The sequence below is a fragment of the Undibacterium pigrum genome, from assembly GCF_003201815.1.
In the GTDB taxonomy this organism is placed as follows: Bacteria; Pseudomonadota; Gammaproteobacteria; order Burkholderiales; family Burkholderiaceae_D; genus Undibacterium; species Undibacterium pigrum.
In genome coordinates this window covers 381,722-399,551 of record NZ_QJKB01000001.1, presented here as the reverse complement: position 1 = coordinate 399,551, position 17,830 = coordinate 381,722, and the positions used below count along the sequence as shown (strand labels likewise).

Below are 17,830 nucleotides of genomic sequence, written 5' to 3'. Positions count from 1 at the left end.
AAATCACAATAAAAAATCACAAAAATAAAATATACAAGGATATTTATGAATACAAGCAAGCAAATCAATTCAGCGACAACACCGGACTATGGCGACAGCATGCCCGTCGCCATCATCGGCGCTGGCTGCCGCATGCCACGCGCTGATGATATTTTTGAATATTGGCGCAGACTGGCAGATGGTGAAGAGCTCATCAGCTTTTTCGATGCAGAGCAACTGGCTGCTGCCGGTGTCAACCCCGCGCTGTTGCAACGCCCTGGCTACGTGCCAGCAGCAGCTGTGGTGGCAAATGCAGACCGTTTTGACTGGGGTTTCTTTGGCTATTCACGCCATGAAGCAGAATCCATAGACCCGCAGCAAAGACTATTCCTGATGTGCGCCTGGGAAGCACTGGAAATGGCTGGACATGCTCCCGCCGAACTGGCCGCCAAGGGCGATGAATTGAAGATAGGCGTCATCGGCGCCTGCAAGATGAGTAGTTACCCCGCTGCTTCTTTCGACAAAATGGAAGAAATCGCTTCACCATCCACCTTTGCCCGCCTGATAGGCAACGACAAGGACTATCTTGCCACCCGCGTATCCTACAAGCTAGGGTTGACCGGCCCCAGCATGACAGTGCAGACGGCTTGTTCCAGTTCACTGGTGGCGATACATCTGGCTTGCGAACAGATTGCCAGTGGTGAATGCGATATGGTATTGGCGGGTGGTGCTGGCATAGGCTTCCCACAAGAATCAGGTTATGTACACCGCGAAGGCATGATTTTTTCCAAAGATGGTCATTGCCGCCCGTTTGATGCAGAAGCAGGCGGTACGACGATAGGTAATGGCGTCGCCGTCGTCTTATTGAAGTCACTGGATCGCGCCCTGGCTGACGGTGACCCGGTACTGGCCATCGTCCGTGGTTCTGCCGTCAATAATGATGGTGCTGGCAAGGCAGGTTATACCGCACCGTCACCAGAAGGCCAGGCCCGTGTTATCAGCGAGGCCCTGCTCATGGCAGAAGTAGATCCAGTCAGCATAGGTCTGGTAGAGGCACATGGTACAGCCACTCCGCTAGGCGACCCTATAGAAGTGGAAGCACTGACCCGGGCCTGGCGCAAGCACACCAGCAGCAACCAGTATTGTGCATTGGGCTCTGTCAAATCAAATCTGGGTCATCTGGACACTGCTGCGGGTGTCGCCAGTTTCGTCAAAGCTGCGATGGCCTTGCACTTTGGCCAGGTGCCGCCCAGTCTCCACTATGAACAAGCCAATCCTGCCATAGATTTTGAAAACAGCCCTTTCTTTGTCCCGCAGATGTTATTGCCGTGGCCCCTGGATCAAGGCCCACGCCGGGCTGCAGTCAGTGCCTTCGCCATAGGGGGCACCAATTGTCACGCGATACTGGAACAAGCCCCGGCACGAGCCACATTGGAGCCTGCCAACGGCGCTCCAGTATTCTTGCTGCTCAGCGCTCGCAGCGAAGCTGCCTTGAAGACGCTGGCACAGCGCCATGCATGGCGTTTGTGTGAATGGACTGTCGATCAGTCATTGGCGGATTATTGCGCAACCAGCGTCCATCACCGCAGCATTTACCCTTATCGTCTGGCACTGCTGGCGAATGATGCCGACAGTCTTATCAATTTACTGTACGCATTTATCGATGGTGACGATACAAAAAGCAAAAAGCTTCAAAATCAGCAGACCCATGCATGGATAGCTGATGCACTAGCTATTGATGCTGGCAAGCAAAGCTTGCTTGATTTTGTAGCAGCACAGGCCAGTGCTGAACACCCGTCATGGGAGCAGCATCCTGTTAGTGCTGTCCGCCCTGTTGCACGCGCCTTGCTGCCAACTTGCCCTTTTGAAGGTGAACGGTGCTGGTATAGCAAACCTGGCTTTGATCCGGCGGTTATAGGCAAAGACGATCATCAGTCATGGCAAGCCATGCGCAATGCGGGTCATCAAAGTGCAACCGCATTGGCAGCCGACCTGGATTTATCAGCCCTGCCACGTGAAAACGAAGGTGTCGATGCCTTGCATGCCGCCTATGTCGGCCAGGCATTTACCGCACTCGGTATATTTAATAATGACGAATGGATGGATGTAAAAGCCTGCCTGCAAGCCGCGGGCGCACCCGCCCGTTTCCATCAATTATTTGCACGCCTTTTACGCGACCATGCAAATGCTGGTTTACTGGAAACGCGCGGTGAAAGTGAGCATCTCAGTTATCGCAGCCTGCGCGCCAAGTTGCCAGACCCAGCCCCCTGGCTGCTGTTGATGCGTGAACTGGGTTATCAGCACCTGGCTGACCTGGTTGAACGTACAGGCCCGCGCCTGGCCGAGATGCTGGCTGAAAAAGTGGATGCAGTCAGTATAGTCTTTCCTGGTGCTGCCACAAATGATGTTGAGCACATGTATCAGGACCAGCCCTACTCTGTCTACTTGAACAGCATCGCCGCCGCTACTGTCGCAGGTTTGGCGAAAGCGCATGGACGACCACTGCGCATACTTGAAGTGGGTGGCGGTACTGGTGGTACGACGCGTGACATACTTGCGCAATTGCCTGCTGGTGCTTGTGAGTTGTATACTTTCACTGACCTGGGGACTCTATTCCTGCAAAAAGCACGCAAGAAATTCGCAGCCTATCCTTTCATGCAATACCAGAGTTTTGACATGAATGGCCCGGCTATTGCACAAGGCTTGAAAGCTGGCAGTTATGACCTGATCGTCGCCGCCAACGTACTGCACAATGCACCTGACCTGCGCGTCATGCTGGCCAACCTGGCTACGGTGCTGGCTCCGGACGGCGTACTGATGATGCGTGAAATCACCACGCCGAAAAAACTGTTCGACTTTGTCTTTGGCCCCTTGGTACCTGCACTAACTGACAGTAATCAACGTGATGGAGAATTGTTTGCCAGCCGCCTGTACTGGCAGCAGGCACTGACTGATGCCGGTTTTGTACAGACAGATGCCATGCCAGCGGAAGACTTGCCCACCCACGCACTGGGTGAACAGATAATACTGGCCCGCTGGCCAGGCATGATCAAGGACAGCACGTCAATAAGTACGGTTGTTGCCAAGCCCGATACAACCCATGTGCTGACAATATCAGAACCAACTATCGGCAAAATCATCGCAGCCGTTTATGCCTGGCTACCGCAATCTGGCAAATGTCATTTGGAAAGCCTGCGCTGGCATCTGGACATCAGCAATGCGCCTTCTCCCTTGCGACTGGCATTGTCTTATAGTGGTGACCGCTTGCATGCAACGGTAGCAGACACACGAGACATCCAGCAAACCTTGTTGACCGCCACAGTCTCGCATCCTCGCGCATTGCGCAAGCAGAACAGACAGGTCGCAGAAGCTATTCATCTGGACCCGTCTGACCATACATTGCTTGATCGTGTGATCGGAGCTTTGAATGACGATGCATCCCTGTTTGCTGGCATAGGCAGCCTGTATTTGCCAACATCCACTGACAATGTGCAAAGTCTGCGCCTGCATCTCACCGAAAATGGCGCTGTGGTGACTGATGCCACAGGTCAGGTACAGCTCGACTTGCGCGGAATAGATTTGTTACGTCGCCCTGCCGCTTTGCCATTTTTATGGTCTGACAAAAGCGATGCAGAATTGTTTGGCTGGCAATGGCAGAAAGTAGCTGCGACAAACCAGTCGCTACCATTGCCAAGACGTGTGCTGTATATCAGTCATGATAATCAAACTGAATTCAGCCAGGCACTCAACAATGCTGGCGTCGATTGCCGCATGTTATCTGTAACTGAACTTATGCAGGATAAACAGGCACTGACGACACTACTGTGCTCAGATGCGTCGTTTGATGCCGTGGTGTACAAACCCTCTCCGATCAAGACTCTCGATGATGCTGCATTATTATTTGAGGCCATGGGTGTAACACCACTGGTGAACCTGATGTCTGCATTGACGACGCCACCTACCGTGCCGCCTCTGTTCATCCTCACTCCAAATGCCTATGCAGTCACAGAAATGGACCTATGCACTTCCTGGCCAGCAGCTGGTACGAGTGGATTATTGGCAGTAGCGCGTCAGGAAATGCCAGCCCTGCATTGCACGCAGCTAGATACTGCAAATGCCAATGCACAGGAGCAGGTGCAAGTGATCTTGCAATTACTCAGGGATAGTCAATTAAAACATGCCCCTGTGCTCGCGATGCGGGATGAAGTTTTATATCGCCAGCAATTGACACCAGCGACCTTGCCAGCAGCAGCCCCTTTGCCCCAGGGCCGTCATGTCCTCATAGGCGGTTTATGTGAACTGGGGCTGGAACTGGCCCACTGGCTGGTTGCCGGTGGCGCACGTGACCTGGTCTGGCTCACACGACGTGCACCTGATGGTAAAGAAAAGCAAGTGCTGGATATACTGCGCAGCCAGGGTGTGACGATCCACGTTGATGCTCATGCCGATGTAACCGACACAAAAGCGTTCACAGCAGCACTACAAAGACTGGCCGAAGGGCCAGCGCTGGGCATTGTCTTTCATCTCGCAGGCCTGATCAATGATGCGCCATTGAGCGCCATAAGAGCGCAGGACTGGGAAGCCAGCCTGACAACAAAATTGCGTGCTGCCTTGCGCCTGAATGCGCTGGAAGCGCAATTGCAGCCTGCTCTGACAGTCTACTTTTCTTCCGCAGCCAGTGCCTTTGGTCCTGTTGGCCAAGGCGCCCATGCTCTGGCGAATGCCACACTGGAAGCACTGGCAGAGCACCGTAGCCGCACTGGCTACGACACCGTGGCACTGGCCTGGGGCTTCTGGCGCGAGATAGAGAGTGACAAGCGACAGGGTCTGGCAGCTTATCTGGCTGAACGCGGCATGCTGGGTATGTCAAGCGCCCAGGGCTGGGCCTTGCTGGCCAGTGCCATAGGCGGTAATGCGTCGGTTTATCTGCCATATAATGTGGACTGGAAACGCTTTGCAGCACAAGCGACGCCAGCGCAGCAAGCACGCTTTGGCGCATGCTGGAATACGGTATTACCTGCCACAAGTATACCGAGACCGGCATCAGCATCCGCAGATCATTCAACTATGCCTCTGTTACATCAATTGCGTCAGCATATCGCTGGTGTACTTGGCTGCCCAGTTGATCAGGTGAATGAAAACAGCAAACTGGTACAGATGGGCCTGGATTCATTGCTGATGCTGGATCTGGCCGAACAACTGAAGCAAAAATATGGCCTGACCGTGTCAGCTGAAACCCTGTTCAATGCCGATACGCCAAAAACACTGGCTGCGGCATTACAACTACAAATGGCTGGGCAAGCCGACCCAGTCGCAGCCTTGCTACAGGCAGACATTGCCTCAGCTCTGCCTGCGGCGCAGCGTTATTTGCGCAGCCGCCTTAGTAATCTCCTGCAATGTGCTGAAGCAGATATGAGTGAAGATAGCAAACTGGTCGAGATGGGACTGGATTCCTTGCTGTTTCTGGAGTTGAGTGAAACCATACAGCAGGAGCTGGGCTTCAAACTGTCTGCCGAAGTCGCATTCCAGGGTGGCAGCATATTGGCCCTGGCAAAGATACTGGTGAATGCACTGCACCCGGAACTGGATACAGCAAGCAAAGCCCCGGCAATATCAGGCTTACGCCAGGCATTGATGGAGCTGGAGCAGCGCGAAGGCGGCTGGCTGGCCAGCAATGGTGATGTATTGCCAAGACCAGGCAACAAGGCACAAGCGCTGACAGGCTTGCGCAAACTACGCTGGCAATTGCGCAGCAAAGACTTGCCGCAGCAGTTGTATGTAGAATTCGACAAACCAGGCACTTTTGACCTTGCTGGTTTTGAACACGCATGGCAGTTACTATTGGAACGACACTCTGCACTACGCACAACTGTTGATGCACAGGCGAATCTGCATGTCATAGCAAAAGCTCCACATTACCCGGTACAAACAAGTGACTTGCGTGGACTGGCAGCTTCACAAAGAGATGTAGCACTGGCGGCACTACGCCGTGAAATGACGGATGCAGTCAGTGATCTTCAAGATTGGCCACATTTTGACTGGCGCGCCAGCAAAATCAGCTTGGAAAGCCAGGATATCCTAAGCATACATTTGCGCATAGATACTACGCTGACAGACATAGAAAGCTTCCGCATCATGCTGCGTGAGCTACATTTATGGGTGCTTGATCCGCTGCGACACCTGCCCGCCTTGCAATTTAGCGCCATTGATTATTATGCGTGCGAACAGGCTTTAACTACGACCACGGTTCATGCAAAACAATTGGCGACATACGGCAAACAACTTGCCCAGCTACCGCCTGCGCCATCTCTGGTAAAAGCTGGCGCGATTGAGGCATCAGGCGGGAAAATCAAAGTCTGGCGTGAAGCCCTGCCACGCGCCAGTTGGCTGGCATTGAAGGCAACTGCGGCCCAAGCAGGTCTGACCGGCACTGCCGTCATGCTGGCGGCCTATGCCACAGCCATTGCCGCATCCTCAGAGCACCCCAACTTCAGTCTGCGACTCGATTACCCAGACCGCAAGCCTTTGCATGCACAGATAGGCAATGTCATGCTGGATGCCAGTGATACTGCTGTCATAGGCTGCCATACCAATGTCGCCAGTTTCATGAGCCTGGCACATGCATGCGCTGAAGCCGTACAGCAAAGGCTGGCAGTTGATTTGCTGGACGGAGCCACAGTGTTGGCTGCCTATCAGAAAGCAGGCCCGGATCGCCCAGCCTTGCCCGCCGTTGCCATGACCAGCCTGCTGGGTGTGCGTACCACCTATGCGATCCCAGAAACGTCAGACCCCTTGCTGGGAATGCCGACCTATGAAATAGCAATGCAGCCTGGTACGGCGTTGCACTTCCAGGTATTGGAAGAAGAAAGCGCGCTGCTGTATAACATAGACTTGCACTCGGGCATGCTACCCAGAGAACTGGGTGATACGCTGATGCGCCATCTCGGCATTATCCTGCAGACATTGGCAACATCGCCAGCCGCGTGGAACACTAAGCCGCAAAGCTTGCTGCAAACAGCTAAAGAGGTGACGCATGGCTGATATCCTCAATGTGGTTGTCTGCGGCACCCGCTTTGGTGAGCACTATCTGGCGGCGCTTAATTGTGCCGAACGTCTGTGGTCTGCCCGGCCTGCACACCTGCCTCGTTATCGTCTGGCTGGCATCGTAGCAAGAGGCAGTGCCCGCTCAAAGGCACTGGCTGACAAGCTGGCGGTGCCGCTGTATACCGACGTTGCGCAATTACCCGGCAATATAGATATGGCCTGCGTGGTGGTGCGCAGCGCCATCGTCGGTGGTGACGGTTCCTCACTGGCACGCGCGCTGCTGTCAAAGGGTATACATGTATTGCAGGAACATCCTGTGCACCCGACTGATATCGTACGCCTGCGTGCTCTTGCGGCACAATATGGCCAGCGTTATCACGTCAACACCTTTTATCCACATCTGCCTGCTGGCAAGCGCTTCATTGACTATGCACGGCGCAGTGCTGCTGAACGCCCACCAGCTTTCATAGAAATAACCACGAGCTTGCAGTTGCTGTATTCAAGCCTGGATATTGTTTGCCGCGCCCTGGGCAAAGCCACACCCTTTATTTGTTCAGAACCACTGGCACTGCAGGGCGCGCTTGCTGACTACGCATCCCCGTGGCCCTTCCGGGCCATACAGGGTTTGATAGGTGGCGTACCGTTTTCGCTGAACCTGCAAACCTGGCTGGACCCGCAAGATCCCGACCACCATAGCCTTGTGATGCATAAAATTGCCATAGGTGGCCCTGAAGGCAATGTCTTGCTGGCCAATAGTTATGGGCCAGTAGTCTGGAGTCACCCTATCTACGCACCAGATTATGAGCGCGATGATGCCCAGTCTTCTTATTTGCTGGCTGCAGATCAGTTTGCAGAAAGCCGTTTCAACCGCCAGCCTACGGCAACCATATTTGGCAAGCCACACGGCCCCAGCCTGACAGAAGCTGCCGCACATGATTTCCCCCTGGCGATACATGCCGCGCTTGATGAGTTGATGCAAGCTGACGCGCCGGTTCATCAAGATCTGTGGTGGCAAGCTCACGGTGACGCATGGCTGGGCATCATGCGTGCAGTTGGTCCAGCGCAGATGACCAGTTGCTCACCACCACAGCCACCCTATCCCAACCCTGTTAGCTATGCAAAGGAGTACCAGTCATGAGCCAAACTGCAATGCAACCCCAATCAACAGCAACTACCACATTGGAGCGCAATCGCCAGGCTTATGCAGGCCTGGCAGAGGTGCTGGAGAACGCTGGTCTGGCAGAGCATGCGCTTTATCTGAACTGGGGTTATGCGCCGCAAACTGGCTTGGCAGACTGGGCATCCTGTGCCTTACCAGCGGGAGAGACGGGCATGGCACAAGCGCGTCTGATACTGGAAGTGCTCGGTGACACCCAATTGGCAGGCAAACGCGTGCTGGACGTAGGTTGCGGTCGTGGCGGTGCACTGGCCTTACTGGCACGCTTATATCCGGATGCCAGTCTGGCTGGTGCCGACCTCAGTGCCGCCAATATTGCTTACTGCCGCAAACGCCACCAGCACGCCCGTTTACGTTTCCAGTTAGCCGATGCCTGCCGTCTGCCATACGCAGACCAGAGTGTCGATGTCTTATTAAATCTGGAATCCTCAGGTGCTTACCCCGACCTGCCCGCCTTTTTTGCCCATGCTTATCGCGTGCTTAAACCGGGTGGCCGCTTTTGCTATGCCGACGTGATAGCAGCCGATACGTTTGAACCCATACGCCAGGCATTGCTACAAAGCGGCTTCGTGCTGGAGCGTGAACGCTCTGTCAGCAGACAAGTATGTGCTGCCAGAACTGCCAGCCCGGCCGGTCTATGGACAAGGCTGGACAAGGCACTCAATGCCCTCGACAAACCCGGCTTGCGCGCAGAACTCGAACGCTATCTGGCCCAGCCTGAATCCGGCCTGTTCCATGCATTGCAAGATGGTCGAGCTGATTATCACATTTTTCATTTACGCCGTACTGACGTGCCCGCAGGAAGAGTAAGCCAAGAGATTGCGGCGCAACTGAACGGGCGTTCTGCCAGACTTGATCAACTCGAAAATCCGGTAATTGCTGCTCCAGTAGAATCCGCCTGGTTTCCGTTCACAACCCCTGACGCAAGCAAGGGCTATAACGTATTCGCCCTTCCCTACGCTGGCGGCGGCGCGTCCGTATATCGCCAGTGGCAACTGACCTCTCGCGATGCACAGGCAAGCTGGCGTGTATGCCCCTTGCAATTACCTGGCCGCGAAAGTCGCCTGACAGAAGCTGCGATCAGCGATATGGATATCATGGTGGACCAGATTACCGCAGCCATTGCCCCCTATGCACACTTGCCATGGGCTTTAATGGGATGCAGCCTGGGTTGCAAAATTGCCTTTGAAGTAGCTCGACGCTTTGAGCATATGGGAAAAAAACCTGCATTACTCTTCCTCATGGCCTGCCCCGCCCCCAGCCTGCCGTTAAAGCGCCGCGTATCCAGATACAACGATCACGACTTCGCTGGCGAAGTAAGACACCTCGGTGGCACGCCAGCAGAGATCATGGCAGATCCTGAAATGATGCGTACCATCATTCCCATACTACGCAATGACAGCGCACTCGCTGAAGGCTATACCGCATCCCCCGATGACAAGATCAATACCCCCATCGTCATGGTAGCAGCCAGCGACGATCATCTCGTCACCGTAGAAGAAGCCCGCCGCTGGGGACGACATACTGCCGCCGGGTTTGAATGGCGCATGGTAGATGGCGGCCATTTTTTCTTGCGCAAACGCCGCCTGGAATTATTAGGCTGGCTGGCAGATGCATTAAGGGCTAGCGAAAGCGAAATCAGCGAGACCGTGCTTTGCCAATAACTGTATGTGCAACAAGCCAGCTTGCTACCACTCTCAAGCTGGCAAAGAATGAGATACTCGTTATCCTGGCGCGCCGTCATATGGCAGAGACATGCTCTCTGGACATGCTGGATCAGGCAGAACTGGCCAGGTATCATGCCTACGTTTTTGAAGCAGACCGTCAACGCCACTTGCTAGCCCACAGCCTGAAGCGACAAATCCTTGCCTGCCTGACGAGTAAAACTCCCGCCAGCCTCAAATTCCACACTGGCCATGGAGGCAAGCCCTGCCTGGCCAGTGAAGAAGTGCATTTCAACATATCCCATAGTGGCAACTGGGTAGCTCTGGCCTTCAGTGCTGATCGGCCCATAGGCATAGACATAGAACAAGCCAGAGACCTCGATTACAAAAGTCTACTCACACAAATCGCCCATCCACAAGACACACTCCCTCTGTGTGACTCAAGAAAGGAACAACAATTTCTCGCGAGCTGGAGCATGAAAGAAGCAGTCGCAAAATGCTCAGGCGAGGGGCTATCCATCGATTTCCCTTCCCTGCGGTTAAGTCCGGGGGGAAGCGACAACTACATCTGCACAAGGTCAGATGCCACTTGGCATGTCTTCCATTTGATCCATGAAGATACGCACCTGGCGGTAGCAAGTCCACAGCCAGACCAGCGTTTACGGTTCATCCAGGTTGAAATGGTGCCAAGATAAAACGTCATCGGGCATTATCACAAAATCTATGCATTAATGATAAGCTTGCTGCGCCATCTTAAGGTATGCGCTTTGCCAATAATTAACCTGACCATAAACCATGATAAATAAAAGCATATTAGTAGCTCTGCTTGCAGTCTTGATTCCATTTTCCTCAAGTAAAGCACAAGATATAAAAGAATCCAGGCCGCAAAGTATGGCAACAAAAATGGACCAAATTTTTACCCCTGAAATTGGTGGAATAAAACAGGTCATTGAAATTAAAACGGATGATGCAAACAAGCCAGTCCTGCTATTCTTATCCGGAGGACCTGGCAGTTCCATGATGAATAGTGCGGCATCTTTTACAGGTATTTTAAAAAGTAAGTTTACGATAGTGCAATGGGATCAAAGAGATGCAGGGAAAACCCTGAAATTGAATCCGTCTCCGACACGCCCCTCCGTTGAGCAAATGCAAAAGGACACCTATCAAGTCATAGAATTTATAAGAAAAGAACTACATCAGGAAAAAATATATTTGCTGGGAAGTTCCTTTGGCAACGTCCTGGGCTTTTATATCGTCAAAAATCATCCAGAATTGCTACATGCGTATTTCGCATCTAATCCAGTCATCAGCCAGTTGGAGAGCGAGAAAGAACTGCTCAACATTTTGAAAGCCCATTTCAAAGAAAATGCTGTCGCAACTCAAGAGCTTGATAGCGTAAACATGCCCTTTAAAGTTGACGAAGACCTTTTCTATTTAAGAAAATGGCTTTTTTACAAAGAGGGAAAACAGCAGGTCACAAGCAATGACTTCAAAAACGGCTTTCTTCAATGGTCAAAAAACTGGTCGCCTGTTTGGAATGAAGTAATGAGCATAGACTTACCAAAGACATTAAAGAAAATCGACTGCCCAATTTATTTTTTCGTAGGCAAAAACGATATCCAGACAGCGACTCACATCACCAAAGAATATTTTGAACAATTGAAAGCACCAAAGAAAGACTTATTTTTATTTGAGAATTCCGGACATCAAATTCATCAGGATGAACCAGAAAAATTTCAAAATACAATCATCAAAGCATTGCCAGCGATTGCATCTGACAAATAAAATGCAAATCTTACTGCCAAGGAAGCTCACAAGTCCTTGGCAGTCAAGCAGTTCAACAACAAAAGCGGAAGCCTGGATAATTCTCGCTCGGTTCAACGACCAACAGTTCCAGTGCAAGGGGACGAACAGCACGTAATCGCCCACAAGCTTGGAGATTTATGAATGTCTGACTGCCCCTCGCTCCTGGTATTGCACCGCGACTGACCGAGACAGGCTGAATTTTGTTATGATCAATGATCAATATTGATCATCCATCAAACCCATGTCCAACATACTGCTGGAAGGCTACACCACTGACGAAATCCTGAACCTTCCTGCTGAACTGATGCAATCCATCATACTCAGCGACGAAGCTCTGGTCTTCAAGGCCGGGTCAGCCAATATGCTGGGCCGCTTTTGCGTTTCTGGCGACACATTGATTATGGAACTGGCGCACGTCGATGGCGGTGGCGAAGGCGCCCTACCCGCCCTCGCATCACTGGCCAAGCGCTATGCACAACGCGAAGGTTTGCAGTTTCTGGAATGGCGTGTGCACGCCGTACATTGCGCCAAACCCAACCTGAAATTACGCCGCGTACTGGAAAGACACGGCTTTGTCGTTCGTGATTTACCAGACGTGGGAGAATGTTTTTGGTTGAATAGCGCAGTAAACACTCCAGGGGTGATTAGCAGTACTTAATCGCCCGCTGCATTGGAAATGCATGAATGTCAGACCTACCCCGCGCAATTTGCAATTTGCAAAGCTTAAACGCTTATATTTCTTGAAATTTGCGGATGACTCCAGCGGAAAATTCCGTAAGCCCGGTCAGGGATGCATTCCCTCTTTTACCCATTGGTCATATAAATCAATTTTCTTTTGATCCATACGGCTTTTTTCTCCTCCAGGTGGCATGGGGTGTGAGGCTTTGACGGGCTTACCCTTGTCGGGGCCGTCTTTCACCAGTAGGGGTGGCGCGCCAACCGCCTCGTCATAACCATGAATCGCCACCTGTACCTGATAATAAAAACGTTTTACACATTCATAGTCGTCAAGCTCAAGGTTGGCAGTGCCTTGTGTATCGCCTAACACCACCCTTTTCATACAGGCGGTGTAGCGGGCAAAAATTGGTTTGATATCACTGTTAAACGAAACCATCATGCACTCCTGATTTTATTTACTGTAATTGATGACGGGGGCGCTGAAGGCAAATTTGCCCGATGGATTATTGCGTGAGCTGATCCCCAGCGTGACTGTCCATTCCTGCCCGTCCTTGCCACCAAGGCGCAGGTTGTTGATATCCTTGCTGATATCCTGCGTCAGTCTCAACGGCACACTGCTGCCTGCATCATCATGATGATGGTGGTGATGTCCGGACAAGGCCCAATAGCTGGCAGTCAATACCAGATAACGCATGCGAAAATCTTTATTGCCGATATCAGCAGCGACATCTTGCGGATGGAAATAAACATCCACCTGGTAGCTATAATCATCGCTGCCTGCATCGCGCACGATGTCGATCAGGGCTTTGCTGCCATCCAGTGACTGGATTTTGACCTTGCCCTGAACGATCGCATTCGGGCGCGCTACCGGGCCATGTGCGCCATAGCTCATCAATTCGCTGAACAGGCTTTGCGGGTTGTCACCCAGAGTGGCACCGGGCAAGTTATGCTTGGCAACGATGGCGTCGATCTGGCTTTTTGGAACAAACTCGCCAAAGGCACCAGACTGATAGGCAAACCCCTGTTTTTTAGTATCGTAATACAGCTCTGCCCGCCCCATGTTTTTGCTGTAATTGCTGAAGGGTTCGCGCTTTTTGCCACTGCCTTCTTCAAAGCCGACAGGCAATTGCAGACGTGCATCCTGTTCGCCGCGCATGAACCAGTTGCCACCTGTAATGGTCTCGCTGCCGTGTTCTTCTATCCATTTTTCGAGCGCATAGTCAATGAAGGCATGGAAGGAATAAAACAGAGGGTCAAGCCCGGCAGTAGCGGGGTTACGCAAGTATCCATGCACATACTCATCGTGCATGGTGTCGTGGATTTGCGATTCAAATGAGCCCGAGTTACCGGCACCACCTAGAGAATAGCCACCAAAGGATTGCCAGTCCTGCTTGTAAATCAGGTAGGCCATCAGATAAGGCGAAGTGTAGCTGGGCATGGCAGGCTTACTGCCTGCGGGATTTTCCAGCCTGTGCTTGAACCACAATGGCGATGTAGCATCTTCAAAGGCTTTGGGGTAACGGATGCCAGTGGGTGGCTTGGTGAAGTTCCAGTAAGGGACGGTAACGTTTTTCGTGCTGGGGCCAGACAGGCCTTCAGGGTCAGCATCCTGCAGGGCTTTTTCATAAAAGTAAAACTCGGCTCTGTGCCACTGGAAAAAAGTGTCTTTCCTGTGTTCACACATGCCTGGATTTTCATAGATGACGTTGCCTGTGCCTCTCACCTGTGTTTCGAAGCTGCAGGTATTGAAGGGATTGGCCATCGTATCATTGATGTCGTTACCCATATTTAATTGCCCCTTGATGACTTCATACAATTGCTTGTTGTCACCACTACCGAGCGCATATTGCCGCTTGTCATTCACTGCAACCGAGGTGCAATTGTGGACCCAGGCCTGCCATAAAAAGCCCGTTCTGTCATAAATGTTCTTTGCACTTTTGACTTTCATCATCTTCACTGCATGCTCGAAGGCGGCCAGTTCATCTGCGCTGAGCTCATCAATGTTTTTGCGATATTTCACTTCCCGTGGTGCTGCAATTTGCGCGCAGACATTGATGCTGAAGCAGCTTGCAAGCAGCAAACCGACCAGCAAGCGGCATTTTGAGATATTCATTTTGTACCCTTTAACTCTTGTTGCGCAGGCCTGGCTGGCAAATGCAGCAGTGTGGCTGCCGGATTACCGGTTTGCAGCCACACTGTGAATTCAGGAAATTTGCTTGCTACCGAAAATAAGGATCAGTGCGTGCGTCAATGTGAACCATGCGCCCCGTGACCACCGACAGAGGCACCGCCATTCCCATCCGGCAGCACGACCTTGACGTTTTGCATCATGCCCTGGTCTTCATGATCGAGAATATGGCAATGCAAGACATATTCGCCGATATAGCGCTGATAGCGGGTGCGGGTTTTGACGGTATAGCCTGGTGTCGCCATGATGGTGTCTTTCCAGACTCCCTGCATACCGGCGTATTGCCCGATTGTTGGCGCTTTCGTATCCGTCAGTGCGCTGACATCCACGCCGTTTTTGTCGGTGATACTGATAATCTGGTATGGATTGACGTGGATATGGAAAGGATGCTGCACACTTCTTTCCCCATCCTTGGTCGGGTTATAGGATTTGATATGCCATTCCTGTACCTGGCCTAAAATCAGGGTCTGCTGGACGTCGCCTGGTTTATAGGGCGCGCCATTGACATCAAAGCTTGGTTTATCACCACGGAAGTCAATACCCAGCGTCAGCTCTACCGGCTTTTGCGGATCGGTGAGTTCAGATTCTGGAATCGCCTTGTGCGGCACAAATTTAGTCAGTTTCAAGCCATCCTTCAAATCCCTGATGATGGTGTCGCGCACACCTTTCGACAACAAGCCCGCTGCACGCACCAGTTCTTTTGTGACAAACTGGGTTTGATCACCACTGGTTTTATTGCCAACAGCATGAATCACCGTCATCACCTTGGCATTGTCTGGCAGGGACGAGATAGAGCCAGTCGCACCAGAGTCACTATAGACGCAGTAATCACCTTTTTCCGGCAGGCTGAACAGGATGTCACTGCGATAGCCAGGTTGCAGGGTATTGGTCACCTTGGCGAAAGCGTTTGGCCGGGTCAGGCCGTCGGTCGCTACTTCAAACTGCAGAACGTCAATACCGTCACAGGCGTTTTTTACTTCCGCTTGCAATGCTTCTGGCGTGGCGGCTTTGGGCGTCAATTTGCTGACATCACCAATTTTGCGGATACGCAAGGCAATAGGCTCACGTACACCGGCATCAACCAGACGCCAGCGGTAGAGTTTGCCAGCTTCCATCACCAAAGGCTTGGCAGGGTTACGTGCAAAACCATTGATCAAAGTATGGCGGCCAGAAGTAGTCCAGGCCCCGGGGGCAAATTGTGCAGCAAAATCCTGCACCAGACCAGTATCCCCTTTCTTGCACAGCCAGGTTCCATCCGGATTGGTCTGTATCACGTCTATCTCTTTACCTGGGTTCTTGGGGTCAGGTCCCTTGATGAAGCAGGCGTAGGGAATCTGCTGCATCAACATCACTTCACCATAGTTACCCGCTGCCGGCTTGAAAGGATTGAGCAGAGTATCAAGATCACCATTACTCAGCACAGTAGGCTGCCTGTCACCCTTGACGATCAGGGCACCGGCCATACCGCTACCAACTTGCATGGCAGTTGAGCCATGCACATGCGGGTGATACCAGAAAGTGCCTGCCGGGTGATCTGCCGGTACATTGTATTCATATTCAAAATTCACCTTGGGCTTGATCGCCAGCAGCACATTGTCGCTATTGCCTGAAGGTGAAATCCACAAGCCATGTGAATGCAGATTGGTCGTATTGTAGCAATGCGGTGTATTGATATTGTCTTTCGCAACCAGCTCACAACCCGGCTCCTTGTCGAGGCGGTTACTGAGATCAAAGCGCACTGTCTGCCCAGGTTTCATGACTACCGTAGGGGCAACAAAGTCGGGGCGCAGCAGATTGGGGGCACCAGAAACATTACGGCCATATGAGCGCAAGGATACCTGGTCATATTCGCCTGTCGAAGGATTGTAGATAAATCCCGGTGTCATTTGTATGGGCAGGAAGTAGCGAATTTCGCGACCCGATCTTTCCACCATCTTGCGCTGCCCGGCACTCAGCAGATTGGCAGCGGGCTTAATCAGATCTGCCGCTATGTCCCTGTCTGCAATCTGGCTCGCCAATGGTGGTGCCTGCGGCGCTTCTTTGGTTTTGGCTTCCTGCGCCAGTACTGCATGACAAAACAGGCTGGCACCAGTCATGGCGGCGGTACCGGCAAGCAGACGCATTTGCTTCAGGTGTATGTGCATAAGATGCTCTCAAATTTGAGTGTGGCGTCGACGTTAATGAAGGAGTTCTTGAAAACAAGTGGATATATAAAGTTAGTCGCCGGTTTCTTTCATGAGGTGATGTTGCCAGGCCCAATGCTCGCGTATGGAGAACGTGATTTGGCTGGCTGGCAAAACCAGCTTTCCGAGGATTTATTTTTTACCAACTCAGTTTATAAAATTGATATGTATTCTGCAACAGACTTGCTTTGTCACAAACACAAATTTGTTGTTTTTTCGATAAATTTTGCAATTAGTTTCAATTGCAGTTTTACGAAGTCATCAAAGGCGCTCATCAGGACAACTTGTACAGTCATGTCCATACCCATTGATGGGGCAGCGATCCCGGTGTGGAGTTGCGACTGGACAGATGCATGCTTCATCGCCCGACAATGGGCCTTCTTTGGTTTTTTACTGCCCGTGTTCCTGACAGTCTGCCATCGCATGCTGCCATTTTTAGCAGCAATGTCATCAAACCCTATGTAGTCTGACGTCCTTACCGGTTGCTGCTTACCTCGTTAAGCAGCTGTGGCTTGATGGCGTATCGGCAAATCTTGCGTTGTAAGCCTTGTAAGTATGGATGCCATACAGCACTGCGTGTTGTCTGACAGAACGCCTACATCCCCACTGACTGAACCCAATGACACATCTATTTAAGATGGCGCTACAGGTTATTTCAAGCCACAGCGTCAAACCACACGACAAATTGACGACCCTGGGTCAAATCTATTGAGGAGAAAATAATGTCATCAAATTCCATCAGCAACAGCCAAGCCTCTTCCAAACGCTTTGCGTCCATCATGAATACGACCATCAACGCCGTCATTCAAGATGCTGCCAACAAAAGAGCGCAGTCATCTTTCAATGACGACATCCAAAGGAATGGCATATTTGCTGACGAAGAACATGATTTTCTTGAGAGCTCCACAAAATTAACCGCGAGCCTCACACGCAATGCAACAAAAAAAGAAGCGAAAAAATCAAGAGAAGAATTTGATGACGACGAACTGTTTGAGTTTATGGATGAGGAATATCAGGACGACCTGCGTTTATCTGATGCCATGATCTTTGATGGCATGACCAGATCATCCCTGTCAGATTTCTAAAGCACGGCTTTGAAAATAAAAACACG

At 51.7% G+C, this 17,830-nt stretch carries 11 protein-coding genes; 8 read left to right on the top strand and 3 right to left on the bottom strand.

Annotation, left to right across the window (positions count from 1 at the left end; genetic code table 11):
• The first annotated feature begins 45 nt into the window (after positions 1-45).
• From DFR42_RS01875 to DFR42_RS01855, 6 genes are all read left to right on the top strand, one after another.
• The gene (locus DFR42_RS01875; RefSeq protein WP_110253248.1) at positions 46-7,020 is read left to right on the top strand and encodes a beta-ketoacyl synthase N-terminal-like domain-containing protein; all 6,975 of its coding nucleotides are present in this window, start codon (positions 46-48) and stop codon (positions 7,018-7,020) included.
• Positions 7,013-8,161, top strand: a complete 1,149-nt coding sequence (locus DFR42_RS01870) for a Gfo/Idh/MocA family oxidoreductase (protein ID WP_110253247.1) — start codon at positions 7,013-7,015, stop codon at positions 8,159-8,161. The genes DFR42_RS01875 and DFR42_RS01870 overlap by 8 nt, the downstream gene beginning before the upstream one ends.
• On the top strand, positions 8,158-9,864 hold the full coding sequence (locus tag DFR42_RS01865; protein ID WP_245936792.1) for a thioesterase domain-containing protein: 1,707 nt from the start codon (positions 8,158-8,160) through the stop codon (positions 9,862-9,864). The genes DFR42_RS01870 and DFR42_RS01865 overlap by 4 nt, the downstream gene beginning before the upstream one ends.
• Entirely contained in the window at positions 9,855-10,559 is a 705-nt protein-coding gene (locus tag DFR42_RS29610; protein WP_245936791.1) for a 4'-phosphopantetheinyl transferase family protein, read from the top strand. The genes DFR42_RS01865 and DFR42_RS29610 overlap by 10 nt, the downstream gene beginning before the upstream one ends.
• Positions 10,560-10,659: 100 nt before the next feature.
• Complete coding sequence (locus DFR42_RS01860; RefSeq protein WP_170133388.1) at positions 10,660-11,649, top strand: alpha/beta fold hydrolase; 990 nt, start codon at positions 10,660-10,662, stop codon at positions 11,647-11,649.
• A gap of 262 nt (positions 11,650-11,911) precedes the next feature.
• Positions 11,912-12,328, top strand: coding sequence for a hypothetical protein (locus DFR42_RS01855; protein WP_110253246.1), 417 nt, complete (start codon positions 11,912-11,914; stop codon positions 12,326-12,328).
• A 126-nt stretch (positions 12,329-12,454) separates the two neighbouring features.
• On the opposite strand, the gene DFR42_RS01850 is transcribed toward DFR42_RS01855, so the two are convergent.
• The 3 genes from DFR42_RS01850 to DFR42_RS01840 form a co-directional block, all read right to left on the bottom strand.
• The gene (locus tag DFR42_RS01850) at positions 12,455-12,784 is read right to left on the bottom strand and encodes a hypothetical protein (protein ID WP_110253245.1); all 330 of its coding nucleotides are present in this window, start codon (positions 12,782-12,784) and stop codon (positions 12,455-12,457) included.
• Positions 12,785-12,799: 15 nt separating this feature from the next.
• Complete coding sequence (locus DFR42_RS01845; RefSeq protein ID WP_110253244.1) at positions 12,800-14,461, bottom strand: tyrosinase family protein; 1,662 nt, start codon at positions 14,459-14,461, stop codon at positions 12,800-12,802.
• A 134-nt stretch (positions 14,462-14,595) separates the two neighbouring features.
• Positions 14,596-16,680, bottom strand: a complete 2,085-nt coding sequence (locus DFR42_RS01840; protein ID WP_110253243.1) for a multicopper oxidase family protein — start codon at positions 16,678-16,680, stop codon at positions 14,596-14,598.
• Between the two features lie 48 nt (positions 16,681-16,728).
• On the opposite strand from DFR42_RS01840, the gene DFR42_RS01835 reads away from it, so the two are divergent.
• Both DFR42_RS01835 and DFR42_RS01830 read left to right on the top strand, forming a co-directional pair.
• Complete coding sequence (locus DFR42_RS01835; RefSeq protein ID WP_146218767.1) at positions 16,729-17,184, top strand: hypothetical protein; 456 nt, start codon at positions 16,729-16,731, stop codon at positions 17,182-17,184.
• A gap of 257 nt (positions 17,185-17,441) precedes the next feature.
• Positions 17,442-17,804, top strand: a complete 363-nt coding sequence (locus DFR42_RS01830; protein WP_110253241.1) for a hypothetical protein — start codon at positions 17,442-17,444, stop codon at positions 17,802-17,804.
• Positions 17,805-17,830 lie beyond the last annotated feature (26 nt).

Excerpts from the sequence above, each read along its gene's own strand:
- DFR42_RS01860 (WP_170133388.1), top strand. The coding sequence starts at position 10,660 with ATGATAAATAAAAGCATATTAGTAGCTCTGCTTGCAGTCTTGATTCCA.
- DFR42_RS01850 (WP_110253245.1), bottom strand. The coding sequence starts at position 12,784 with ATGGTTTCGTTTAACAGTGATATCAAACCAATTTTTGCCCGCTACACC.
- DFR42_RS01840 (WP_110253243.1), bottom strand. The coding sequence starts at position 16,680 with ATGCACATACACCTGAAGCAAATGCGTCTGCTTGCCGGTACCGCCGCC.
- DFR42_RS01870 (WP_110253247.1), top strand. The coding sequence starts at position 7,013 with ATGGCTGATATCCTCAATGTGGTTGTCTGCGGCACCCGCTTTGGTGAG.
- DFR42_RS01845 (WP_110253244.1), bottom strand. The coding sequence starts at position 14,461 with ATGAATATCTCAAAATGCCGCTTGCTGGTCGGTTTGCTGCTTGCAAGC.
- DFR42_RS01830 (WP_110253241.1), top strand. The coding sequence starts at position 17,442 with ATGTCATCAAATTCCATCAGCAACAGCCAAGCCTCTTCCAAACGCTTT.
- DFR42_RS01875 (WP_110253248.1), top strand. The coding sequence starts at position 46 with ATGAATACAAGCAAGCAAATCAATTCAGCGACAACACCGGACTATGGC.
- DFR42_RS01865 (WP_245936792.1), top strand. The coding sequence starts at position 8,158 with ATGAGCCAAACTGCAATGCAACCCCAATCAACAGCAACTACCACATTG.
- DFR42_RS01855 (WP_110253246.1), top strand. The coding sequence starts at position 11,912 with ATGTCCAACATACTGCTGGAAGGCTACACCACTGACGAAATCCTGAAC.